The organism is Rhodococcus sp. EPR-134 (assembly GCF_001647205.1).
GTDB lineage: Bacteria > Actinomycetota > Actinomycetes > Mycobacteriales > Mycobacteriaceae > Rhodococcus_F > Rhodococcus_F qingshengii.
Genome location: NZ_LVCT01000180.1, coordinates 1 through 3,027 on the forward strand (window position 1 = coordinate 1; position 3,027 = coordinate 3,027).

The 3,027-nt window shown below is 64.0% G+C and carries 5 protein-coding genes; 1 reads left to right on the plus strand and 4 read right to left on the minus strand.

Annotation, left to right across the window (positions count from 1 at the left end):
* Positions 1-884: glycogen synthase (gene glgA / locus A2J01_RS08130; RefSeq protein ID WP_064112475.1), on the plus strand; the 884-nt coding region annotated here is incomplete at its 5' end.
* 6 nt (positions 885-890) lie between these two features.
* Here the strand turns inward: glgA and A2J01_RS08135 are convergent.
* From A2J01_RS08135 to A2J01_RS08145, 4 genes are all read right to left on the minus strand, one after another.
* Positions 891-1,730: a putative RNA methyltransferase gene (locus tag A2J01_RS08135; RefSeq protein ID WP_064112477.1), complete on the minus strand. Its 840-nt coding sequence runs from the start codon at positions 1,728-1,730 to the stop codon at positions 891-893.
* 117 nt (positions 1,731-1,847) lie between these two features.
* Positions 1,848-2,015 carry a DUF3117 domain-containing protein gene (locus A2J01_RS34880; RefSeq protein ID WP_003945169.1) on the minus strand — a complete coding sequence of 56 codons (168 nt, stop codon included), beginning with the start codon at positions 2,013-2,015 and terminating at the stop codon, positions 1,848-1,850.
* Positions 2,016-2,166: 151 nt separating this feature from the next.
* Positions 2,167-2,736 (minus strand): DNA-3-methyladenine glycosylase I, encoded by a 570-nt coding sequence (locus tag A2J01_RS08140; protein WP_003945189.1) that lies wholly within the window; start codon positions 2,734-2,736, stop codon positions 2,167-2,169.
* Positions 2,736-3,027: DivIVA domain-containing protein (locus tag A2J01_RS08145; RefSeq protein WP_064112476.1), on the minus strand; the 292-nt coding region annotated here is incomplete at its 5' end. The genes A2J01_RS08145 and A2J01_RS08140, both read right to left, overlap by 1 nt.

Below are 3,027 nucleotides of genomic sequence, written 5' to 3' on the forward strand. Positions count from 1 at the left end.
CGGCTCTCTACGACGTGCCGCACATCCTCACCGCGCACTCACTCGAGCCCAGACGCCCGTGGAAGGCCGAACAGCTAGGCGGCGGCTATCGGATCTCGTCGTGGTCCGAACGCAACGCCGTCGAGCACGCAGACGCGATCATCGCCGTCAGTTCCGGTATGCGACTCGACGTCCTCGACGCGTACCCCGCTGTCGATCCGAGTCGCGTTCACGTAGTCCGCAACGGAATCGACACCGAGGTATGGCATCCCGGGGGATCTGCGCCGGGAGCACAGTCCGCACTCGCGTCGATCGGCGTCGACCCGGCGAAACCCATCGTGGCCTTTGTCGGACGCATCACGAGGCAGAAGGGCGTCGGGCACCTCGTCGCGGCAGCCCACCACTTCGACCCGGAGATTCAGCTCGTGCTGTGCGCCGGCGCTCCCGATACGCCGGAGATCGCCGCCGAGACGGAGAAGGCGGTGGCCGAACTCGCCCGGCACCGGGGCAATGTCTACTGGGTGCGCGAGATGCTCCCGACCGAGCAGATCAGGGAAATACTTTCGGCAGCAACGGTATTCGTCTGCCCTTCGGTGTACGAACCCCTCGGGATCGTCAATCTCGAAGCCATGGCGTGTGAGACCGCCGTGGTCGCTTCCGACGTCGGCGGCATCCCCGAGGTGGGCGCCGACGGCGTCACCGGTCGACTCGTGCACTACAACGCCTACGAGCCGAACGCATTCGAGGAATCGCTCGCGGCCACCGTCAATGCCGTTGTCGCCGACCGAGAAGGCGCCGACGCGATGGGTCGTGCGGGCAGGATCCGTGCGATCGACGAGTTCTCCTGGGCCGAAATCGCCAAGCAGACGCTCGAGGTCTACGCGGACGCCGTCACGAGACGCTGATCCGCGTCAGATCTTGCGATAGCTCGAGACCGTCGCCGACGCGGTGACGGTGCTCGGCTGCGGCAGCTTCGCCACGGCGGCAGCCAGATCGGCGGGCGTCAGGTGTCTCGCCGACGGTCCCATCCCCACCAAGTCGAGGACGTCCTGGTGTGAGAGTGACATCGTGAACTCGACCTCGTCGCTACTCACACGCTCGAAGTATCCGGCCATCGACGATTCGAGACGTTCCACTTTGCGGTCGTCGACCCGGACCATCGCGAGAATGTCGATCAGCTCGCGCAGATGCCTGTCGGTGGGCGTCAGGACCACCAGAACGCCGTCTTCGGCGAGAACTCGATGGGACTGCGGACCGTTACGAGGAGCGAACACACAGAGCACATGAGAGAGCGCTCCGCCGCGAATGGGCAGTGGTTGCCAGACGTCTGCGACGATCGAACCGATTCTTTCGTGGACCTTCGCGGCACGTCGGGCCGCGAACTTGGACACGTCCAACGCTATCGCCCGAGAATCAGGCAGCGAATCCACGACGTGTGCGAGGTATTGTCCTGTGCCTGCGCCGATTTCGACGATCCGCGCGGGGTCCGACCCCGCCGTCGTCGCGCAGGCCCGGGTGACGGCATCCATCAGCGGGCCGAAGTGGCCGGCGCCGAGCAATCGTGCACGCGCGGCAATCATCTCGGCACTGTCGCCGGTGAACTTCGTGGCACCGCCACTGATCAGGCTCACGTAACCCTGACGAGCGATATCGAATCGATGTCCGCGGTCGCACTCGGCGGCGCCGTCCACCAATTCCAGATCAGCAGCACACTGCGGGCAGGACAGAAGGTCGATCACGGCGGCAAGCATTGATCCGTCCTTTCGGCTACCGGCGGTGCGCACACACTTCAGGCCCCGTACCGAAACGGATACGGAGCCTGCGTGCAATCACGTGCTGTTGTTCGTACTGCTACAACCTGGACCCGACTAGCTGGTGACGTTCGTGAGTTCCACACCGAGCGCTGCAGCTTCATCCGGGGTCAGCTCGACGACGAGGCGTCCGCCACCCTCGAGTGGAACCCGCATGACGATTCCTCGTCCCTCTTTGGTTGCTTCGAGGGGACCGTCCCCGGTCCGGGGCTTCATGGCCGCCATCCTCTGCTCCCTCCAGATCTGCGCTGCATTGCTCTGCGCCTCGACTAACGGTGCGCCCCGCCAACAATCAGCGAGGCTCGTACCCTCCATTGTTCCCTATGGATGCGGGAACCGGGAATCTGAGTCACATTTAGGGGTGTTCAGTCGTCCGTCACACCTGCGCCGGAACCCAGCAATCAGCCACGTGATCATCGACCATTCCGGTGGCCTGCATGAGCGCATAAGCCGTGGTAGGACCCACAAACTTGAACCCGCGCCGCTTGAGTTCCTTAGCCATGGCAGTCGACTCGGGAGTGACCGCGGGAACCTCTGCAATTGATGTCAGTCTTCTGGTGCGTCGAGGCGGCGAGAACGACCAGAGTAACGAATCGAGGTCCAGATCGGGCGAATTCACGAGCACTCGGGCGTTGGAAATCGTCGCCTCGATCTTCGCGCGATTGCGGACGATCGCGGCATCGGAGAGCAATCTCTCGACATCCGCAACTCCGTACGCTGCGACCTTGTCCGGATCGAACCCGTCGAAGGCTTCGCGGAACGCCTCGCGTTTGCGCAGAATCGTGATCCACGAAAGTCCCGATTGGAATGCTTCGAGGGCGAGTCGTTCGAACAGTTCGTCGCGCCCGTGCAGCGGACGCCCCCACTCCTCGTCGTGATAGTCGCGGTAGAGCGTGTCGCCGGGCGTCTCGACCACCCAGCCGCACCGAACGAGTCCGTCGGCCATCAGCCCTGGGAATCCTTCGATTCGGATACGGTCTCAGGCTCCTCCTGCGATGCTTCGGCCTTGTCCGGAGCATCCGCTTTCACCAGGACCTCAGACCGCTCGTCACGGCCCAGTTGTGCACGCAGAGAATCGATTTCCAACCCGAGGCGATGCAGGGCCCAATCCACTTCACTCGCCTTGTAGCCACGCAGCACCTGCTGAAAACGCAGCGCGTCGACATCCGCCCCGGTGACGTCCTCTGCCGGGAGTACGGTCGCCGTCGTGCCAGGAGGCAGCGGCGGCAGCTCTTCC